This window comes from Bradyrhizobium tropiciagri (assembly GCF_001189845.1).
Classification (GTDB): Bacteria; Pseudomonadota; Alphaproteobacteria; order Rhizobiales; family Xanthobacteraceae; genus Bradyrhizobium; species Bradyrhizobium tropiciagri.
Genome location: NZ_LFLZ01000002.1, coordinates 311,986 through 332,137 on the forward strand (window position 1 = coordinate 311,986; position 20,152 = coordinate 332,137).

At 65.0% G+C, this 20,152-nt stretch carries 14 protein-coding genes; 4 read left to right on the forward strand and 10 right to left on the reverse strand.

All coding sequences use genetic code 11. The annotated features are described in order from the left end of the window. Window positions 1-32: 32 nt before the first annotated feature. From fdhF to AKN84_RS03195, 3 genes are all read right to left on the reverse strand, one after another. Window positions 33-2,834: a formate dehydrogenase subunit alpha gene (gene fdhF, locus AKN84_RS03185; protein ID WP_050419304.1), complete on the reverse strand. Its 2,802-nt coding sequence runs from the start codon at window positions 2,832-2,834 to the stop codon at window positions 33-35. A 36-nt stretch (window positions 2,835-2,870) separates the two neighbouring features. After that, window positions 2,871-4,583, reverse strand: coding sequence for an NAD(P)H-dependent oxidoreductase subunit E (locus AKN84_RS03190; RefSeq protein WP_050419305.1), 1,713 nt, complete (start codon window positions 4,581-4,583; stop codon window positions 2,871-2,873). 210 nt (window positions 4,584-4,793) lie between these two features. Beyond that, entirely contained in the window at window positions 4,794-6,047 is a 1,254-nt protein-coding gene (locus AKN84_RS03195; protein WP_050419306.1) for a molybdopterin molybdotransferase MoeA, read from the reverse strand. A gap of 184 nt (window positions 6,048-6,231) precedes the next feature. On the opposite strand from AKN84_RS03195, the gene AKN84_RS03200 reads away from it, so the two are divergent. Together AKN84_RS03200 and mobA are read left to right on the forward strand one after the other, a co-directional pair. Next, window positions 6,232-7,116 (forward strand): formate dehydrogenase accessory sulfurtransferase FdhD, encoded by an 885-nt coding sequence (locus AKN84_RS03200; RefSeq protein WP_050419307.1) that lies wholly within the window; start codon window positions 6,232-6,234, stop codon window positions 7,114-7,116. After that, the gene (mobA, locus tag AKN84_RS03205; RefSeq protein ID WP_050419308.1) at window positions 7,109-7,726 is read left to right on the forward strand and encodes a molybdenum cofactor guanylyltransferase MobA; all 618 of its coding nucleotides are present in this window, start codon (window positions 7,109-7,111) and stop codon (window positions 7,724-7,726) included. Before AKN84_RS03200 ends, mobA begins: the two co-directional genes overlap by 8 nt. 117 nt (window positions 7,727-7,843) lie before the next feature. Here the strand turns inward: mobA and AKN84_RS03210 are convergent, their stop codons facing one another. From AKN84_RS03210 to AKN84_RS03225, 4 genes are all read right to left on the reverse strand, one after another. Then, complete coding sequence (locus AKN84_RS03210; protein ID WP_050419309.1) at window positions 7,844-9,460, reverse strand: hypothetical protein; 1,617 nt, start codon at window positions 9,458-9,460, stop codon at window positions 7,844-7,846. A 199-nt stretch (window positions 9,461-9,659) separates the two neighbouring features. Then, window positions 9,660-10,649 (reverse strand): LysR family transcriptional regulator, encoded by a 990-nt coding sequence (locus AKN84_RS03215; protein WP_050419310.1) that lies wholly within the window; start codon window positions 10,647-10,649, stop codon window positions 9,660-9,662. A 268-nt stretch (window positions 10,650-10,917) separates the two neighbouring features. Continuing rightward, on the reverse strand, window positions 10,918-12,480 hold the full coding sequence (locus tag AKN84_RS03220; protein WP_050419311.1) for a 2-isopropylmalate synthase: 1,563 nt from the start codon (window positions 12,478-12,480) through the stop codon (window positions 10,918-10,920). A gap of 663 nt (window positions 12,481-13,143) precedes the next feature. Continuing rightward, window positions 13,144-13,713, reverse strand: coding sequence for a bifunctional transcriptional activator/DNA repair enzyme AdaA (locus AKN84_RS03225; protein WP_050419312.1), 570 nt, complete (start codon window positions 13,711-13,713; stop codon window positions 13,144-13,146). Between the two features lie 125 nt (window positions 13,714-13,838). On the opposite strand from AKN84_RS03225, the gene AKN84_RS03230 reads away from it, so the two are divergent. Both AKN84_RS03230 and AKN84_RS03235 read left to right on the forward strand, forming a co-directional pair. Next, a complete protein-coding gene (locus tag AKN84_RS03230) occupies window positions 13,839-14,264 on the forward strand; it encodes a nuclear transport factor 2 family protein (RefSeq protein WP_050419313.1) in 426 nt (141 codons plus the stop codon). A 490-nt stretch (window positions 14,265-14,754) separates the two neighbouring features. After that, entirely contained in the window at window positions 14,755-16,971 is a 2,217-nt protein-coding gene (locus AKN84_RS03235) for a spermine/spermidine synthase domain-containing protein (RefSeq protein ID WP_157863239.1), read from the forward strand. 278 nt (window positions 16,972-17,249) lie between these two features. On the opposite strand, the gene AKN84_RS03240 is transcribed toward AKN84_RS03235, so the two are convergent. From AKN84_RS03240 to AKN84_RS03250, 3 genes are read right to left on the reverse strand one after another with little or no spacing between them, the layout of a single operon-like run. Next, the gene (locus tag AKN84_RS03240; protein ID WP_050419315.1) at window positions 17,250-18,206 is read right to left on the reverse strand and encodes a polyphosphate kinase 2 family protein; all 957 of its coding nucleotides are present in this window, start codon (window positions 18,204-18,206) and stop codon (window positions 17,250-17,252) included. Next, window positions 18,172-19,182: a branched-chain amino acid ABC transporter permease gene (locus tag AKN84_RS03245; protein ID WP_050419316.1), complete on the reverse strand. Its 1,011-nt coding sequence runs from the start codon at window positions 19,180-19,182 to the stop codon at window positions 18,172-18,174. Before AKN84_RS03245 ends, AKN84_RS03240 begins: the two co-directional genes overlap by 35 nt. After that, window positions 19,179-20,060, reverse strand: coding sequence for a branched-chain amino acid ABC transporter permease (locus AKN84_RS03250; protein ID WP_050419317.1), 882 nt, complete (start codon window positions 20,058-20,060; stop codon window positions 19,179-19,181). Before AKN84_RS03250 ends, AKN84_RS03245 begins: the two co-directional genes overlap by 4 nt. Between the last annotated feature and the right edge of the window lie 92 nt (window positions 20,061-20,152).

Below are 20,152 nucleotides of genomic sequence, written 5' to 3' on the forward strand. Positions count from 1 at the left end.
GCCGACTGTATTTCATATTCCGTGCCGGACGACTATTCCGCCGCCGTCCGGATATCGATCTTTTCGGCGCGGACTGCGCAGAACTTGAACTCCGGAATCTTGCCGAACGGATCGAGCGCCGGGTTGGTCAGCAGGTTGGCGGCTGCCTCCGCGTAGCAGAACGGCATGAAGACCATGTTCTCGGGCACGTCGCGGTCGGCGCGCACCTTGACCTCGACGGCGCCACGACGGGTCTCGAGCCGGATGAAGTCACCAGGTGCGAGCCCCTTCTTGCGCATGTCCTTCGGCGTCATGAACGCAACCGCCTCGGGCTCGATCTGGTCGAGCACTTGGGCACGACGCGTCATCGAGCCGGTGTGCCAGTGCTCGAGCACGCGTCCGGTCGACAGCACCATCGGATACTCGTCATCGGGCAGCTCATCCGGCGGGATCACCTTTGCCGGCACGATCTTGCCGCGGCCGCTCTCGGTCGGGAAACCGGTCGTGAAGATGATCTCGTTGCCCGGCTTGTCAGGATCGTCGACCGGATAGGTCACCGCGCCCTCGCGCACCAGACGCTCCCAGGTGATGTTCTTCAGCGACGGCATCAGCTCGGCCATCTCGGTGAAGACCTCGCCCGGCCCGGCATAATTCCACGGCAATCCCATCCGCTTGCCGATCTCCTGGATGATCCAGAGATCCTGCCGCGCATCGCCCGGCGGCTTGATCACCTCGCGCGCCAGCTGCACGCGGCGGTCTGTGTTGGTGAAGGAGCCGGATTTTTCGGCGAATGCCGAGGCCGGCAGGATGACGTCGGCGTGAAACGCGGTCTCGGTGACGAACAGGTCCTGCACGACGAGGTGATCGAGCTTGGCCAGCGCTTCGCGCGCATGCTGCAAATCCGGATCCGACATCGCGGGATTTTCGCCCTCGACATACATGCCGTGGATCTCGCCGGCGTGGATCGCGTTCATGATCTCGACCACGGTCAGCCCGCGCACCGGATCGAGCTCTTGCCCCCACAGCTTCTCGAAGGCGCCGCGCATGTCGTCGCGGCCGACCGGCTGATAGTCAGGAAGGAACATCGGGATCAGGCCGGCATCGGAGGCGCCCTGCACGTTGTTCTGCCCGCGCAGCGGATGCAGCCCGGTGCCGGGGCGGCCGACCTGGCCGGTGATCAGCGCCAGCGCGATCAGGCAACGCGCATTGTCGGTGCCGTGGACATGCTGGCTGATGCCCATGCCCCAGAAGATGATCGACGATTTGGCGCTGGCGTAGGCGCGCGCGACCTCGCGCAGCGTCTCGGCGGGAATGCCGCAGATCGGCGACATCCGCTCCGGCGTGAATTCCTGGATCTTGGCCTTGAGCTCGTCATAGCCCTCGGTATAACCCGCGATGTACTGCTCGTCGGTCAGGCCTTCGGTGATGATGGTGTGGATCATCGCGTTCAGCATCGCGACGTCGCTGCCCGGCTTGAATGCGAGGTGCTGCGTGGCATGGCGCGACAGCGACTGCCGGCGCGGGTCCATCACGTAGAGCTTGGCGCCGCGCTTGGCGGCGTTCTTGATGTAGGTCGCGGCGACTGGATGGTTCACGGTCGGATTGGCACCGATCACCCAGATCACCTCGGCGTCGGCCGCGGCGGAGAATGGCGCGGAGACGGCGCCCGAGCTCAGTCCCTCGAACAGCGCCGCCACCGACGAGGCGTGGCACAGCCGCGTGCAGTGATCGACATTGTTGGAGCCGAAGCCGGTGCGCACCAGCTTCTGGAACAGATAGGCTTCCTCGTTCGACCCCTTGGCCGAGCCGAAGCCGGCGAGTGCCTTGGCGCCCTTTTCATCGCGGATTTTCGTCAGGCCCTTCGCGGCGAGATCGAGCGCCTCTTCCCAGGAGGCTTCGCGGAAATGGGTGTAGGGATTGGCCGGATCGACCTGGTCGTTGGCGTCCTTCTTGACGCCGGGCAGCCGCACCAACGGCTTGGTCAGGCGATTGGGGTGATGGATGTAGTCGAAGCCGAAGCGGCCCTTGACGCAGAGCCTGTTGTGATTGGCGGGACCGTCGCGGCCTTCCGCATAGATCACCTTCTCGTCCTTGACCTCGTAGGTGACCTGGCAGCCGACGCCGCAATACGGGCACAGCGAATCCACCTTGCGGTCCGGCCAGGTGACGCGGGTCTGCTTGTCGTCGAGCATCACAGCCGGCATCAACGCGCCGGTCGGGCAGGCCTGCACGCATTCGCCGCACGCCACGCAGGTCGATTCGCCCATCGGGTCGTCGAAGTCGAACACGATTTTCGAGTCGTGATTGCGGTAGGCCATGCCGATCACGTCGTTGACCTGCACCTCGCGGCACGCCCGCACGCACAACCCGCACTGGATGCAGGCATCGAGATTGACGCGCATCGCCGGATGGCTGGTGTCGGCATGCCAACGCTCGGCCGCCGGGAAGCGGCTTTCGGTGACGCCGGTCTTTTCGGCCCAATGCCAGAATTTCGAGTCCGGATCGTGCGAGGTCTCGCGCGCCGGCTGGTCGGCGACGAGCAGCTCCATCACCATCTTCTGCGCCGCGACGGCGCGCTGGCTCGCCGACTTCACCTTCATGCCGACCGTCGGCGTTCGCTTGCAGGACGCCGCCAGCACACGCTCGCCTTCGATCTCAACCATGCAGGCGCGGCAATTGCCGTCCGGCCGATAGTCCGGCGCGGGCGAATAACAGAGATGCGGGATCTCGGTGCCCTGCCGCTTGGCGACCTGCCAGATGGTTTCGCCGGCCCGCGCTTCGACCTGCTGCCCGTCGAGCTCGAACTGGATGATCTGGCCCAGACCCTGCTGCGTAGAGTTCTGATTGTTGCTCATTCGAATCCTCGTCGAAATTCGTCCTGCCCGGCCCGCCTATTCGGCGGCTTGCTGCGGACGAAAGCCGTCCGGAAAATATTTGATCACTGACGTCAGCGGATTGGAGGCGGCCTGACCGAGGCCGCAGATCGACGCATCGCGCATCGCCTGGCTCAATTGGTCGAGCAGTTCCTTGTTCCAGACCGGCTGCTGCATCAACAGCGCCGCCTTCTCGGTTCCGGCGCGGCAGGGCGTGCATTGCCCGCAGCTCTCATCCTCGAAGAACTTCATCAGGTTCAGCGCGGCCTCCCTGACGTCATCGGCCTGCGAGAGCACGACCACCGCGGCGGAGCCGATGAAGCAGCCATATTTCTCAAGCGTGCCGAAATCGAGCGGGATGTCATCCATCGAGGCCGGCAGGATGCCCCCGGATGCGCCGCCCGGCAGATAGGCCTGGAGCGTATGGCCGTCGGCCATGCCGCCGCAGAACTCGTCGATCAGTTCGCGCAATGTGATGCCGGCCGGCGCGAGCTTGACGCCGGGATCCTTGACACGGCCCGACACCGAGAAGCTGCGCAGGCCATGGCGTTCGTTGCGGCCGTGGCTCTTCCACCAGTCGGCGCCTTTCTCGACGATGTCGCGCACCCACCACAAGGTCTCGATGTTGTTGATCAGCGTCGGCAGGCCGAACAGCCCGACCTGGAACGGATATGGCGGCTTGTGCCGCGGCAGGCCGCGCTTGCCCTCGAGCGATTCCAGCAGCGAGGATTCCTCGCCGCAGATATAGGCGCCGGCGCCGCGCCGCATGTGCAGCACAGGGCCGCCCGGCGGCAGCTTCGCAATCTCGCGGGCGAGGATCTCGCGGCAGGCCGGATACTCGTCGCGGATGTAGATGTAGATTTCGGGCGCCTCGACCACGTGCGCGCCGATCAGCATGCCTTCGAGGAAGCGATGCGGATCGGTCTCGAGATAGTAGCGGTCCTTGAATGTGCCGGGCTCGCCCTCGTCGCCGTTGACCGCCATCAGCCGTGGACCGGGCTCGCCGAGCACGGCGCGCCACTTGCGGCCGGTCGGGAAACCGGCGCCGCCGAGACCGCGCAGCGAGGCATCGTCGAGCGCCTTCAGCAGGTCTTCGCGCGGCAACTCACCCGAGCGCAGCCGCGTCAACAGTTTGTAGCCGCCGCCGGCGACATAGCCGTCGTAGTCGACGTAAGGCGGGAGATGCACATGGGTGTCGCCGCTCTTCGCTGCCGCGAGCACATTGCTGACGGTCGCATGATCGACGAAGTTGTGGCCGACCTCCGCTGCGGGCGCAGTGTCGCAGCGGCCGACGCACGGCGCCCGCACCACGCGGATGCCGGGGCCGGCGCGGTCCTGAAGGTCTTTCAAAAGCTTCTCGCCGCCGAGCATCGCGCAGGTCAGCGAATCGCACACGCGCACGGTGAGCGGTGCGATGTCGGGTTCGCCCTCCTTCACGATATCGAAATGCGCGTAGAAGGTGGCGGTCTCGAACACTTCGGCGAATGAGAGCTTCATCTCGTCGGCGAGCGCAGCAAGATGCGCCGCCGAGATCTGATGGTACTTGTCCTGGATCAGATGCAAGTACTCGATCAAAAGGTCGCGCCGCCGCGGCCGGTCGGCGAGCAGCGCCTCGATCTCATGCGCGGCCACAGGGTCGACCTGGCGTCCCTTGGGCGTGGCTTTTGCCCGCTTCCTGCCCTGTCCGGGATGCTCGAACGCGCGGACCTTGTGAACGTCGCCTTGACTCATGAAACCCCGCTCTGGAACTCCGCTCGCGCGCGAATTGCGCTGGTTCAACCAACTCTATTCTCTGGCATGCCACAGGCAAGCAGATTTAGAACGCCTCTAGCAGCGTCGAGTTGCCACGCAGGCCGTTGTTAATGTTTGCCTATCGGGTGATCTGATTCTTCAATCGCGGGAACGACCGCGCGGTCGTTCCGCTCGCGATCCCGACCGCTCTCACAGCAGATCGGCGTAGCCGAGAAAGCCGACCGCATCGCCCGGCTCGACCCGCACGACGGTCTCGCCGAGTTCGATCAGTCCATCCGTCTCGACCAGCGACGACAGCAGCCCGGCCCCTTCGCGGGGGAACTTGGTCGCCTCCAGCGCACCGGCGGCCGCCCGCCGTAGCGAGGCGCGGACATATTCGCGACGGCCGCTCTTCTTCTTGTAGCTGAAGGCCGCCCGCACCGGCATCGGCAGCAGCGGAGACGGCACCGCGCCCGAGAGCGCCAGCACGGTCGGCCGGACGACATGGACGAAGGTGACGAAGCTCGCCACGGGATTGCCGGGCAAGCCGATCAACGGGGTGCCGTCGATGACTCCCATCGCCACCGGACGGCCCGGCTTGATCGCCATCCGCCACAGCACCAGCGAGCCGGCCTGCTCGATGCCGGCCTTGACGTGGTCCTCTTCGCCGGTCGAAACGCCGCCGGTGGTCAGGATCAGGTCGTAGCTGAGCGCGACCTGCTTGAGCGCCGCGGCAAGCTCGGCCCGCTCGTCGCGCAAGATGCCGAGATCGCCGACCTCGCAGCCGAGCCTGCGCAACATCGCCATCAGCATGAAGCGGTTGGAATCGAAGAGTTGCGCCTCAGTGCGAACGCTGCCCGGCGCGGCCAGCTCGTCGCCGGTGGAGAACACCCCGACGCGAAGCCGCCGCACCACGTCGAGCGTGGTGAGCCCGAACGCCGCGGCGACGGCGATGTCCTGCGGGCGCAGGCGCCGGCCCGATGCCAGCGCGACATGGCCGCGTGCGATGTCCTCGCCGGCCGGCCGCACGTTGGCGCCGGCCTTCAGGCCGGGCGGCAGGATCACGTTGCCCGCATCGTCGATCCGCACGTCCTCCTGCATGAACACGGTGTCGGTGCCATCGGGCATCGGCGCGCCGGTGAAGATCCGTACCGCCTGGCCGGGCCCCGCGGGCTGTGCCGGCGCGCCGGCCTGCACGCGTCCGGCGACGGGCAACGCGCGCTCGGCGCTTGCCGGCAGGTCCGCGGCTGACACCGCGTAGCCGTCGACGGCGGAATTCATGAAAGGCGGCAGCGGCAGCGGCGCGGCAATGTCGCCGGCCAGGATGCGTCCGTCGGCGTCCACCAACGCAACGGCCTCGGTCTCGCCGACCGGCTTGACGCGCGCGGAGATGATCGCGACGGCCTCGTCGACCGACATCATCGGCCCGCCGAATGCGAAGCAGTCGTCCGAAAGCTGCGCCATGGTCTCTCTCAGTGCTCGGCCATCGACAAGATGTGTTCGACCCGGATCGCGAACTGCGGCGTTATCTCCAAAGCCGGACCATCCGTGGCAGTTCCGGCGAAGCGGCGGAGAGTGGCCAGTCCATCTCCGATCGTGCTTATATCCCCAGCTCTATTGCCATGTGAACCCATCGGGACTGCGACCTGTGACCGCGAAAACCACCGCTCCCATCATTGTTCCAGACCCGGACGACCCGCGGCTGACGGAGCGCGTGGTCGGCGTCGACCAGACCGGCGCGCGGACCGAGATCAAGGTGCCGGTCGAGCGGCCGTTGACGCTTTATCTCAACGCGCAGGAGATCGTCACGATGATGACGATCAACGACTATCCCGAATACCTCGCGCTCGGTTACCTGCTGAACCAGAACATGCTCAAATACGACGACGTCGTCACCGAGGTCGAATATGACGACGATCTCGAGGTCGTCGTGGTGCGCACCGCGCACCACACCAATTTCGAGGCCAAGCTGAAGAAGCGCACGCAGACCTCGGGCTGCGCCCAGGGAACGGCGTTCGGCGACCTGCTCGAAGCCGTGGAGAAGGTCGCGCTGCCGAAGGCCGAACTGCGCACCTCCTGGCTCTACCAGATGACGCACACCATCAACACGATGCCGTCGCTCTATCTGGAAGCGGGCGCCATCCACGGCTGCGTGCTGTGCAAGGAGAGCACGCCGGTCTGCTACACCGAGGACGTCGGCCGCCACAACGCCGTCGACAAGATCGCGGGTTGGATCTACCGCCACAATGTCGATCCTTCCGACAAGATCCTCTACACCACCGGGCGGCTGACCTCCGAGATGGTGATCAAGACGGTGCGGATGGGCATTCCGATCCTGGTCTCGCGCTCCGGATTCACCGCATGGGGGGTCGACCTGGCGCGGCAGGTCGGATTGACGCTGGTCGGGCGCGCCCGCGGCAAGCGCTTCATCGCGTTGTCGGGCCAGGAGCGGATCGTCTACGACCAGAACCTTGACTATGTCGAAGAGGAATCGATGCGTCACAAGCGCAAGGGCGAGACCGACAATGACTGACATTCCCGGCGTGCTGCTGGCCGGCGGCCTTGCGCGGCGGATGGGTGGTGGCGACAAGCCGATGCGCACGATCGCCGGCCGCACCATCCTGCAACGGGTGATCGACCGGCTCGCGCCGCAATGCAGCGGGCTGATCATCAACGCCAATGGCGATCCGGCGCGCTTCGCTGCGTTCGGCCTTCCCGTCGTCGCCGACGATGTCGCCGATTTTCCCGGTCCCCTCGCCGGCATCCTGGCCGCGCTCGACTGGACCGCGGCCAACCGGTCGGATGCAAAATGGGTGCTGAGCGCGGCGGGCGACTGTCCGTTTCTACCCCGCGATCTCGTCGCACGCCTGGAGCAGGCGCGCGCGGCCGAGAATGCCGAACTCGCGGTCGCCTCATCCGGCGGGCAGACCCATCCGGTCATCGGCCTCTGGAGCGTGCGCCTGCGCGGCGAATTGCGCCATGCGCTTGTCGAGGAGGATGTGCGCAAGATCGATCGCTGGACCGCGCGCTATCCGCTGGCCACCGTCGAATGGCCGACCGAGCCGCTCGATCCGTTCTTCAATGCCAACACCGTTGAAGACATCATGGAAGCCGATCGCCTCGCCGCGCTCGACGGCGGCTGAGATGCTGGTCTGCAAGTCGGCTCGCAGACGCGACCGGCGACTGCCGATCGCGTCGAGCTAACTCCAGGCCAAGCCTGAGCGAAGCAACCAGCGGAGGGCTCCGCCGGCTGCGGGCCATCAATGCCCCGCCGCGATCCTGGTCGGACCGCAGACGTCGTCGCCCTGGGCGTTGTCGTCGCCGTCGTGACCGCGACCATGATCCTTCATCTGACCATGATCGCCATCGCAATTGACCGGAGCGAACGACACGCCGCGGTAGACCGTTCCGAACGCGGGCGGCACAACGACGTCAAACGCTTCATTCGCAGGCAGCTGCGTCGCCGCGACCTTGTCGGTGATGGCGACCACCTGATTCGGATCGGCGCCGGGCTCAACCGAGGTGCCGACGGTCGACGTCACGGCGAAGATCGTCGCGGTGCCGTCGCGGTGGACACGGCCGGTGATGTTGCGCAGGCCACCGGTTGCCGGATCGGTCGGATAGCCGCTGACGTGATAGGAGGTGCCGAGGTTCAGGCCCTTCTGCAGCGTGTAGGCAAGGCTCCAGGTGCCATTGGCATAGACCCATTTCTGCAGGCCGGCCGTCGTCGATGCCGCCGCGTCCGCCAGCTTGCCGTCGCCTTCCTGAGCGACGTAAAGCGTCGTTGCGTTGGCGAACCAGATGCCAAACGGATAGAAGCCGGTCGCGCCCGAGTTCGCCGACGGATTGTTCGGGAAGCCCGGAAGAATGCTGAACGTCGTCGAGGCGGCGGTATCGCGTGTCGGCAGAACGCCCGGCTGGCCGACCTGATAGATCGTGTTGATGCCGTTGCTGCCGCTGCCCTTGGTCACGTAGAGCGTGTTGTTAGAAATCGCGATGCCGCGAAAATTGTTGTCCTTGCCGGACTTGTCGACGGCAAAGCCGAGTTGGGCAACCGAGAAGCCGAACTGAAAGCCGTTCTTGCTGCCGGGCGTTCCCTGCTGCACACCGACCACGGTGTCGGAACCATCGACTCCCGGCGTTGCGAGCTGACCGCCGGTGTCGTTGACAACCAGCACCGGCTGGATGCCACTGCCGTTGCCGGCATTGCCGACCGTGAAATACTGGTCGGCCTGGGTGCCATTGACCTTGTTGGCGCGGATCGCACCGCGGCCATTGTCACCGCTATAGACGTTGACCTTGGTCCGCTGCAGCGAGCCGTCGAAATCCAGCTCTGCCACCACGCGCGCATGCACGCCGGTATCCGGATTGGTCGGATCGACATGGTTCGGCGAATTGGAGTTGGAAACGTCGAGCGCGTTCACCGGAGCATCGTAGCCCATGAACGTCACGGCCTTGCCGTCGGGCGACAAATGCAGCGACAATTCCGACTTCGAGCTGAAGCTCGTCACCGCCACGTCCGCCGGGACGGTCAGCGCGCCGATTTCGCGCAGCCGATGGCCTTCCAGATGAAACTTCTTGATCACGACCGGCGCGGTCACGCCGAAGTTCGAATCAACGGACACGTTGTTGAACACGCCCGGATAGCTGCCGTCGGCAACCGCCACCGCGCCGGTCGGCAGCGTCTGGCCGACGACGACGGTTGACGCCTTGCCCGCGTAGACCGCGGTGCTGACGAGCAATTCATGCGGATTGCCGACGGTCTGCGATAATGCCGGATGGACTGCAAACAGCACCGGAGAGAGCGCCGTCCCGGCGATCAGGCGCCGGACAATGGCGCGGCGAGTGGTTTGCGATGTGGCGATTGATTTGAACATAAGCCCCCCATTTTCGAAAATTGGAATGGGCTGGTCATACGGGGCCGATCGCGACACCCTTGTGACAGGTCGCCGCGGGCGTGTTCACGTTTCCGGAAAATCTCGCAGCGCGCCTTGGCTTGCGGTTTGCGATGATCTCGGCGCAAGCGTTTCGCGTTTGTCACGAAAGAAACCACTTCACACGTTTGCGGATCATGCTTTAGCCGACGCGTCCGCCAACCCGCTCAACCCTGTCCGTTTCGACCGCGCGCAGATAGTCCAACATCAGGCGGCCGGTTGCGGACAGATGCGCGGCATCACGGACAACGATCTTCAGCTCGCGCCGTCCCCAATCGTCACGCAACGGGATCGCACGCAGGCCCATGCCGGCGCCGACGACCGCAAAGGCGCGGTCGGGAATCAGACCGAGCCCCATATTGGCCTGCACCATGCGGCAGACCGCATCGAAGCCGGGCACGTTGATGCGCAGCCGCATCGTCTTGCCGGCTTGGGTTGCCGCATATTGCGAGCGCAGATAGATCGAGCTCGCGGTGTGCAGCCCGATGTGGTCGAAATCGAGCGTCTCGGTGAACAGCAATTTCTCGCGGCCGGCCAACGGATGATCCGGCCGCATCACCACCACCAGATTGTCGTAACGATAATGAAAGGCCTCGAGCGCGCGGCTGTCGGCCTCGGCCGAGCAGATGCCGATCTCGGCTGCGCCCTCCTCGATGCCGCGGATCACCTGCCCGCTCGGCCGCTCCTGCAGATCGACGCGGAGCAGTTCGTGCGCCGCAAAGAACGCGGAGAGGTCCTCGGGGAGATACTGCACGATCGCCGAAAGGTTGGCGAGCATGCGGACATGGCCGCGCACGCCTTGCGAATATTCCGACAGCTCGACCGCGATCTTCTCGACATTGAGCAGCGTGACCCGGGCGTGATGCAGCAGCGCCTCGCCGGCCGGCGTCAGCGCCATGCCCTTGGCGAGCCGCTTGAACAGCGTGACGCCGAACGCCAGCTCGAAATCGTTCATCCGCTTCGACACCGCCGAGGCCGCGATCCCCTCGCGCTGCGCGGCGCGGGTGAGGTTCTGCTCGTCGCAGACGGCGACGAACAGGCGAAGCGTGGTCAGGTCCACCCGGCGGGTCAGCGCGGTCTCCGCGGGCGTCGCGGCGCGCGAAAGGTCTGTCACGATGGAGGAGATCGGCATGGACGGCGTCCCCGGGAAAGTCCGTAGGGTAGCGCCGGGGATGGCGCGGAAGATTCCAAAGCAGTGCAGCAAGGGATGAAATTGTTGGGATAAGATTCCAATGATCCTGCAGAAAGACGCTTTTGATTCCAGTGCAAGGAAATGTAGGGCGGGTTAGCGAAGCGTAACCCGCCGCCGCCTTTGCGCGGAAGCATGCCGAATTATGCTGCGCTACAAAAAAACGCGGCGCCGAGGCGCCGCGTTTCCAACTCTCGATCGCTCTTGCGGCTCAGCCCGCAGCCTTGCCCGGGACGACGTCGCGCTGGCGCTTCATCACGATCTTGTTCAGCGCGCCGAGATAGGCCTTTGCGGACGCGACCAGCGTGTCCGGATCGGCGGCGCGCGCGGTCATCGAGCGGCCCTCATGCGCCAGACGCACCGAGACCTCGGCCTGCGCGTCGGTGCCCTCGGTCACCGCGTGGACCTGGTAGAGCTCCAGCTTGGCCTCGTGCGGCACCAGGCGCTTGATGCAGTTGAACACGGCATCGACCGGGCCGTTGCCCTCGGCTTCCTCGATCTTGATCTGGCCGTCGACGTCGAGCTTCATGGTCGCGCGCTGCGGACCGTGGGTGCCGGCTATCACGGTCAGCGAGGTCAGCTTGATGCGGTCGTGGGCGGCCGCCATCTCCTGGTCGACCAGCGCCTCGATGTCCTCGTCGTAGATGTCCTTCTTGCGGTCGGCCAAGGCCTTCATCCGCGTAAAGGCATCCTCCAGCTGGTTGGCGCCGAGCTTGTAGCCCATCTCCTCCAGCTTGTGGATGAAGGCGTGACGGCCGGAATGCTTGCCGAGCACCAGCGAGGACTGCTTCAGGCCGACCATCTCGGGCCGCATGATCTCGTAGGTCGAGGCATCCTTCAGCACGCCGTCCTGATGGATGCCGCTCTCATGGGCGAACGCGTTACGGCCGACGATCGCCTTGTTGTACTGCACCGGGAACGAGGTCGCGGCCGACACCACCTTCGAGGCGCGGGTCAGCTGCGTGGTGTCGATCTTGTTCCAGTACGGAAACTTGTCGTTCCGCACATTGATCGCCATCACGATCTCTTCCAGCGCGGCATTGCCGGCGCGCTCGCCGATGCCGTTGACGGTGCACTCGACCTGCCGCGCGCCGCCGACGATGCCGGCCAGCGAGTTCGCGACCGCCATGCCGAGGTCGTTGTGACAATGCACCGAGAAGATCGCCTTGTCGGAGTTCGGCACCCGCTCGATCAAGGTCCGCATGAAGTGGGTGTATTCCTCCGGCACGGTGTAGCCGACGGTGTCGGGGATGTTGACCGTGGTGGCGCCGGCCTTGATCACGGCTTCGACGATCCGGCACAGATAGTCCATCTCGCTGCGCGTGCCGTCCTCGGCCGACCATTCGACGTCGTCAATCTGGTTGCGGGCCCGGGCGACCATGGCCACCGAGGTTTCGATGACCTCGTCGGGGGTCTTGTTCAACTTCACGCGCATATGCAGCGGCGAGGTCGCGATCACGGTGTGGACGCGGCCGCGGCGCGCGAACTTCACGGCTTCGGCGCAGCGGTCGATGTCGGCCGGATGGGCGCGGGACAGGCCCGCGATCACCGAGTTCTTGGAGCGACGAGCGATCTCGCTGACCGCCTGGAAGTCGCCTTCCGAGGTGATCGGGAAACCGGCCTCGATGACGTCGACGCCCATATCGTCCAGCAGTTCGGCGACCTCGAGCTTCTCCTCGAAGGTCATGGTGGCGCCGGGGCACTGCTCGCCGTCGCGCAAGGTGGTGTCGAAAATGATGACGCGGTCCTTCTCGGACTTGTTCGCGGTGGCCATGTCAGAAATTCCTTTAAGCTTTGCGCCCGTCATGTTGCTTGGGCGATTATCAGGGTCCGGTGATCTCGTACAAACCCCTGAGTGCCCAGGCGCAGACGCCCAGCCGGCCCTCAGGGGCAGGTAAGAAGCAGGCCGCCAATAAGGAGGGCGGGCGTCGCGGCCGGGATCGTGGCGGTAGCCTCAGCCACCTCCCCCGAAATCCCATCGATTTGGCCGCGAATCAGCATTGCCAGACCCTGTTGAGCGCCAAAACCCTCGGTCAAAACCATTGACGGTTGGTTGCCGGGACGCGCTATGCGCCGTCGTTCTAGACGATTATAGCGAGCCGCCGCAATGGGTAAAGATGGTCAGAGGGGTTGACCTAACGTGGCGAGACAGCTTGGCGCATCAGGGACGCACAAGCGGTGGGGTCTCCTCCCCCTTGCGCGACTGCCGCAGCCGCGCGCGGCCAAATATCGCAAAACAACCCCATGCAAAGGGGCTGGCGGCTGCCGGCGATCGACAAGGCAACTTGACGCGTCGGGCAACTCAGGGATACATTTCCAATATTCCGAAATCATTCAAGCGCCTCGCCTCGGACCCCGGCAAGGGGAAGCGAGCCCGACTCATGGGCTCGCCTCGCATCGGCTGGCGATGCAGCTACCTCGCCCAACACTCGACCCCTCACCTCCGTCCGCGCGAAGACGCGCGCAGGCTCGACGGCGAGCGGCCGTAGAGGTCGGCGAAGGCGGCGTTGAAGCGGCGGACGCTGCCGAAGCCGGCGCGGAAGGCGATCTCGGTCATCGCATCGTCGGTCGTGTCGATCAGGCGCTTGGCGCGCTGGACGCGGCGGGTGGTCGCGACCTGCTGCGGGCTCGCGCGGACATGGCGCTCGAACAGCCGCCCGAGGTGGCGCGAGGTGATGCCGAGCCGGTCGGCGAGTGCTGCGACCGAGCCGCGCTCGAGCGCGCCGCCGTCGATCAGCTTCAGCGCGCGCGCAACCGTGGAGCGCGTGCCGTTCCACGCCGGGCAGAACGGCGCGGTTTCGGGACGGCAGCGCAGGCATGGCCGATAGCCCGCCGCCTCGGCCGCGGCGGCAGTCGGGTAGTAGGTGACGTTGCGCGGCAGCGGGTGCTTCACCGGACAGACCGGGCGGCAATAGATCCGCGTGGTCTTCACCGCGGTGAAGAAGCGGCCGTCATAGCGCGCGTCGCGCCGCAGCCGCGCAGCGTTGCAGACCTCGAAGCTGAGCATGGCCGGACACTAGCGCATCGCGCGATCGAGGAAAGGGGGCGGCGGTGATGAGGTCCGATTCCGGCCAGCACGCCGCGCCGCGCCGGCCTAGATCGAGCCGATCGATCAACCCCGGAGACATCGCAATGACCAGCCCGACCAACAAGGACATCGTCCTCAACGCCTGGCAGACGTTCAGGACCCGCGACGCCAAGCTGATTGCCGCCGCATTCGCGCCGGATGCCGAATGGATCGCACCGGCCCGCAACGCCACCGCGGTCGCGCTCGATCACACCGATCACATGATCGGCGCAGAGGCGATCGCCCGCTTCATCTCGACCGAGATGCATCGCCTGTTCACCGAGATCGACATCGCTTTCCGCGCCGTTCATGCCGACGGCGACAGCGTGATCGTCGAGGAGCGCATGCGCGCGACGCTGCCGGGCGGCCGATCCTACGACAATGATTATTGCTTCGTGTTCGTGGTCGAGGCAGGCCGCATCAAGCAGGTGCGCGAATACATGGACACGCGCAAGGGCTGGCAGATGGTGTTCGGAGAAGCCGCGGCGTGAAGCGTGCGCGCGGCGTCGGCGCTCCCGCGCAGTTGCGCACTCATGTCAGGGGCGCACCACCGGAAGGGTTCCCTCCCCCCTTGCGGGGGAGGGTTAGGGAGAGGGGTGGCCACACGACGAGCTCTTTCGACCTGCGATTCAACAGCCGAGATTGCGATAGCTGTACTCTCACGATTATCTCGCCCGGGGCTCACCCCTCTCCCCAACCCTCCCCCGCAAGGGGGGAGGGAGCCGCCGAGGGTGCTCACGTCTGCTTTCGCGATCCCGATCGCTCCTCACATCGACAGTCGATGCCGGGGATCACGTCCAAGATGTGCTCGCGGCGAAACCCTTCCTACACCATGACATCAGGCATGATCTCGACCGGCGACAACCATCGCGCGTGCGCGGCCGCCGAAGTCAATCTTTGCTCAACAGGTTGCATCTAGGGTGCGGGCGGCGGCCGGGTGTTAAGGGCGCGACCTTGTTTGGTTAAGGAGATATGGGGATCATGCCCGCGACGAACGTGGCCGTAGGGCCCAATCAGCGACAAGCCGGCTTCAATCTCTTCCTCGTCGGATTCCTGATCCTGTTCCTCGAACTGGCCTGCATCCGCTGGTTCTCGGCCAAGGTCGTGTTCCTGCAATTCTTCACCAACATCGTGCTGCTGGCGGCCTTCCTCGGCATGTCCTGCGGCTGCCTTGCCGCGCGGCGGAGCACCAACTGGCTTGCGCTGTTTCCCGGGCTCGCGCTCGTGACCTTCGCGGCGGTGGCCACGATCATGGTGCTGTATTTCCAATGGGGCGAGTTCGCGGTCGATGTCGGCCATCAGGCCTCGCCGCAGGAGGTGTTCTTCGGCACCGAGTATCGCAACCCGGATCTCGCTAAGTTCGTCGTGCCGATCGAGGCGATCGCCGGGCTGTTCTTCGTGCTGATCGCACTGATGTTCGTCGGCCTTGGCCAGACACTCGGCCGCGCCTTCGACGCCTATCCGAACCGCGTCGCCGGCTATTCGCTGAATATCGGCGGCAGCCTCGCGGGCATCGTGGGGTTCTCGCTGCTGTCGTTCGCGCAGGCGCCGCCGGCGGTCTGGTTCGGCATCAGCTGCGCTGGCATCGTCTATCTGCTCTACCAGGACAAGGCGCTGTCGATCCTGCGCCTCGTGACGATCATCTTCGTGGTCGGATTCACCGGATTCTACACCGATCGAACCGGCAACCATGACATCCGCTGGTCGCCCTATTACGCCGTCGACCTCAACAAGAAGAGCGGCGAGATCACCGTCAACAGCATCGGCCATCAGGAAATGATGCCGTTCAGCGAACGCGGCTCGTCCTATTCGCTGATCCATTTGCTGCAGAAGCACAGCGGCGGCGCGCCGTTCAAGGACGTCATGATCATCGGCGCCGGCTCCGGCAACGACCTCGCGCACGCATTGCGCTTCGGCGTCGAGCGCGTCGATGCGGTCGAGATCGATCCCGCGATCCAGGACATCGGCATCCACAACCATCCCGACAAGCCCTACCAGGATCCGCGGGTGGTGCCGCATCTCGACGACGGCCGGCATTTCCTGCGCACCACCGACCGCAAATACGATCTCGTGGTGTATGCGCTGGTCGACTCGCTGATCCTGCACAGCGGCTACGCCAATATCCGTCTCGAAAGCTACCTGTTCACCGAACAGGCGTTCCAGGACGTCCGCCGCGTGCTGAAGCAGGACGGCATCTTCGTGATGTACAATTACTACCGCCAGGGCTGGATCGTGCAGCGCGTCGCCGAGATGGCCAAGCAGGTGTTCGGTTGCGATCCGCTGGTGCTGCCGCTGCCCTACAAGGAAACGCTGACGTCGTCCGAGGCGGTCGGCTTCACCACCATCATCGCGGGCTGCAATCCGCGTATCTCCACCGCGTTCCGCGACCGCGGCAAGTTCTGGCTGAACAGCCTTCCGCCGGAGAACCTGGCCGTCAACGGCTTCGACAAGCCGCAGGAAAAAGCGCAAGACAAGCAGGACAAGGCTGCGCCCCAGCGCGGCGACTGGGTGCCGCTGGCGCCGGCCAAGCTGGTGGTCGACAATGACGGCGCCAAGCAATCGACCAGCGATGACTGGCCGTTCCTCTATGTCAGCGGTCGGCTGATCCCCGACCTCACCGTTCGCTCGATGATCCTGCTCGGCGTGCTCGGGCTTGGTCTCGTCTACCTGTTCAAGCCGAAGGGCGCCTGGCGGCCCAACAACCGGATGTTCTTCCTCGGCGCCGCCTTCATGCTGCTCGAGACCAAGGCGGTCGTGCAGATGGCGCTGCTGTTCGGCAGCACCTGGCTGGTCAACTCGGCGGTGTTCTTCACCGCGCTGCTGTTGATCCTCGCCGCCAATCTGTATGTGATCAAGGTGCCGTCCATCCGGCTGGTGCGGCACTATGCCGGGCTGCTGGCGCTGCTGGCGATCTCGGTGCTGGTGCCGCTCGACACGTTCCTGGCCGGCGGCATCGTCTGGCGCTACGTGATCCCGTGCGCGCTGGCGCTCGGACCGATGTTCTTCGCCGGCGTGATCTTCGCCCGTTCGTTCCGCGACGAAGCCAATCCCGACCAGGCGTTCGGATCCAACATCGCAGGCTCTGTGATCGGCGGCCTCGCCGAATCGTGCTCGACCCTGCTCGGCTTCCGGTATCTCCTTCTGGTGGCGATCGGCTTCTACCTCCTGTCGGCCTGGATGCCGTCACGCAAGAGCTGACCGCTGGGCGAGTAAGGGACGCAGCACCGGCAGGGTTCCCTCCCCCCTTGCGGGGGAGGGTTAGGGAGAGGGGTACCGCACGGCGCACTCTCTCGATTCCTCTTTCGACAACGCGATCAAGATTGCGAAGGCAACGCTTCGGCTCGATCATCTCGCCCGGGGCGCACCCCTCTCCCCACCCTCCCCCGCAAGGGGGGAGGGAGCCTGACGGGCGTGCCCACCTCACACGGCCCCTCGCTCACCCGCGAGCACAATGCAGCAGCGGAAAGAGTGCCGCACTACTTCTTCGCGGCCTCCTTTTTCGAAGCCGCCTTCTCCACCGCCCCGCCCTTGCCTTCCGCCTCCAGCGCCGCGCGGACGCGCTTGAATTCGCTGAGGTCGGCCTTGTCGACCTCGGGGAATTTCAGATCGAGCCTGTCGAGCGCACTCACGATGGTCGAGCCGATCACGGCGCGGGCGAACCATTTGTGATCGGCCGGCACGATGTGCCACGGCGCGTCCTTGGTGGCGGTGTGGTGGATCATGTCCTGATAGGCCGCCTGGTATTTGGCCCATAGCTGCCGCTCGGAAATGTCGGCCATCGAGAACTTCCAGTTCTTGGCCGGCTCCTCGAGCCGGTCGAGGAAGCGCTGGCGCTGCTCCTCCTTGGAGACGTGCAGGAAGAATTTCAGGATCATGGTGCCGTTGCGCGACAGATAGCGCTCGATCGCGGAGATATCCTCGAAGCGCTCGCGCCAGATGTTCTTGGTCACCAGCTTTTTCGGGATCTTCTGCTTGTCCAGCACCTCGGGATGCACCCGCACCACCAGGCACTCCTCGTAATAGGAGCGGTTGAAGATGCCGATGCGGCCGCGCTCCGGCAGCGCGATCATGGCGCGCCACATGTAGTCGTGGTCGAGCTCCCGCGACGACGGCTGCTTGAAGGAGGAGACCTCGCAGCCCTGCGGATTGACGCCCTCGAACACGCTCTTGATCGCACTGTCCTTGCCCGCCGCGTCCATGCCCTGGAAGATCAGCAGCAGCGACCAGCGATCCTGGGCGTAGAGCTTCTCCTGGAAATCGTTGAGCCGCTTGCGGTTGGCATCGATGATCTTGCTGCCGGCGTCCTTGTCGATGCCGCCCTTCTCGGCGGTCGGGTACGACTTCAGGTGAAACTCACCACTCCCGTCGAAGCGGAACGGCGCGACGTAGGGTTTCAGTTCATCGGCGAGCGATGGGGACGGTTTGTTGCTCATGGCCTCTCGACGGCTTGCGTGGCGATTTGATCCGGTCGATCACGCTACCAAGAATGCCCTTGGGCAGGAAGATGATGAACAGCACCAGCAATATGCCATAGACCAGATTGTCCCAGCCGACCGCCTTGGTGCCGAACGAGATGCGCAGCACCTCGGCCAGCACGATGGTGATGACGGCGCCGACCGTCGGCCCGAGCGCGACATAGACCCCGCCGACGATCGCCGCGAACACCATCTGCAAGGAGACCGCGATGCCGCTCACGGTGTCGGGCGAGATGAACATCTGGTACTGGCAATAGAGCGCGCCCGACAGCGCGGTCATCAGCGCGCTGATCAGGGTGATCTTGAGCTTCTCGGCGGTGACGTTGACGCCGGCGGCGGCCGCGGCGTCCTCATCCTCCGAGATCGCCTCCATGGCGTGGCGGATCATGCTCCGGTCGATCGCGCGCCAGATCACGAGCCCTGCGACCCACACCGCAAGCGCGATCAGATACCAGGTGGTCTTGTCGTCGAATTGCAGCGCGAACAGCCCCTTGCCGCTCTGGGCACGCTGCGGCGTGTAGCCGAGCGAGCCGCCGGTATAGTCGCGGGTTGCGGTAATGACCTGAAGCACGATGCCGGACAGCGCCAAGGTCACCAGCACGAAATAGTGCCCGGTGATGCGGAAGCGGAAGCAGGGATAGGCCACGATGAGCGCGAGCACGCCCGCGGTCGCCATGCTCAGCGGAATGCCGATCCAGGGCGAGACGCCGAGGTGATTCCACAGCAAAGCGGTGACATAGGCGCCGATGCCCATGAAGCCGCCATGGCCGAGCGAGACCAGGCCGAAGCGGCCCATGATCGACCATGATGTATAGGCAAACGACCAGATCAGGATCAGCACCAGCACGTGCAGATGATAGGGATCGCGGTGCACGAAGGGCAGCGCGACGAGCGCGAGCAGCGCGATGATCCAGAAGGCGGCCTGCCTGTTCACGAGCGCCTCGCGAGGAGGCCCGCGGGCCGGATGAACATCATGACGATGAAGAAGGCGAACGCCAGCACGTAGCCCCATTCGAGATCGGAGAACAGGCCGCCGAGCGAGATGATCTCGGCGAACACGAAGGCGGCGATGAAGCCGCCGATGAAGTTGCCGAGGCCGCCGAGCACGCAGATCAGGAAGGTGATCGGCCCGAACGACAGGCCGACGAACGGATGCACGTCATATTGCAGCACCAACAGACACGCGGCGAGGCCGGCGAGCCCGCCGCCGATCGCCGAGGTGACGAGATAGATGCGTTTGGGATCGACGCCCATCAGCGGCATGATCTGGCGGTCCTGCGCGATGGCGCGGATCGCGGTGCCGGTGAAGGTGCGGGTCAGGAACAAATAGACGCCGATCATGCCGACCAGCGCCGCCGCAAACGACAGCAATCGCGCGTAACTGAAATTCATCTCGCCGAGCGCCAGCACCGGCAGGCGGATGCCGAGATTGCGGAAATCGATGCCGAAGGCGACGGTGGCGAAGCTCTGCAGGATGAACAGCACGCCGCCGGTGGCGAGCAGCTGGTTGATCGGCGGTGCGGTCAGCAGCGGCGCGATGACGAAGAAGTGCAGCGCGGCTCCCAGCAGCGCCACCAGCAGGATGACCAGCGGCGCGGCCGCCCAATACGGCAGATGGAAGACTTGCACCAGATAGTACATGCCGTACATGCCGATCATCACCAACTCGGCGTAGCAGATCCAGGTGACGTCGATGACCCCGAAGATCAAGTTGAGCCCGAGCGCCAAGAGCGCCAGCACGCCGCCGAGCAGGATGCCGTTGATGACGGCCTCCAGCAGGTAGACGTCGAAGATGTCGAGGAAGGATTGCATGGCTGCCTCTCTCTTACCTCTCCCCGTCGGGGAGAGGTCGGCGCGTAGCGCCGGGTGAGGGCAACAGGTCCCACGAGAGAGCGTAAATCACC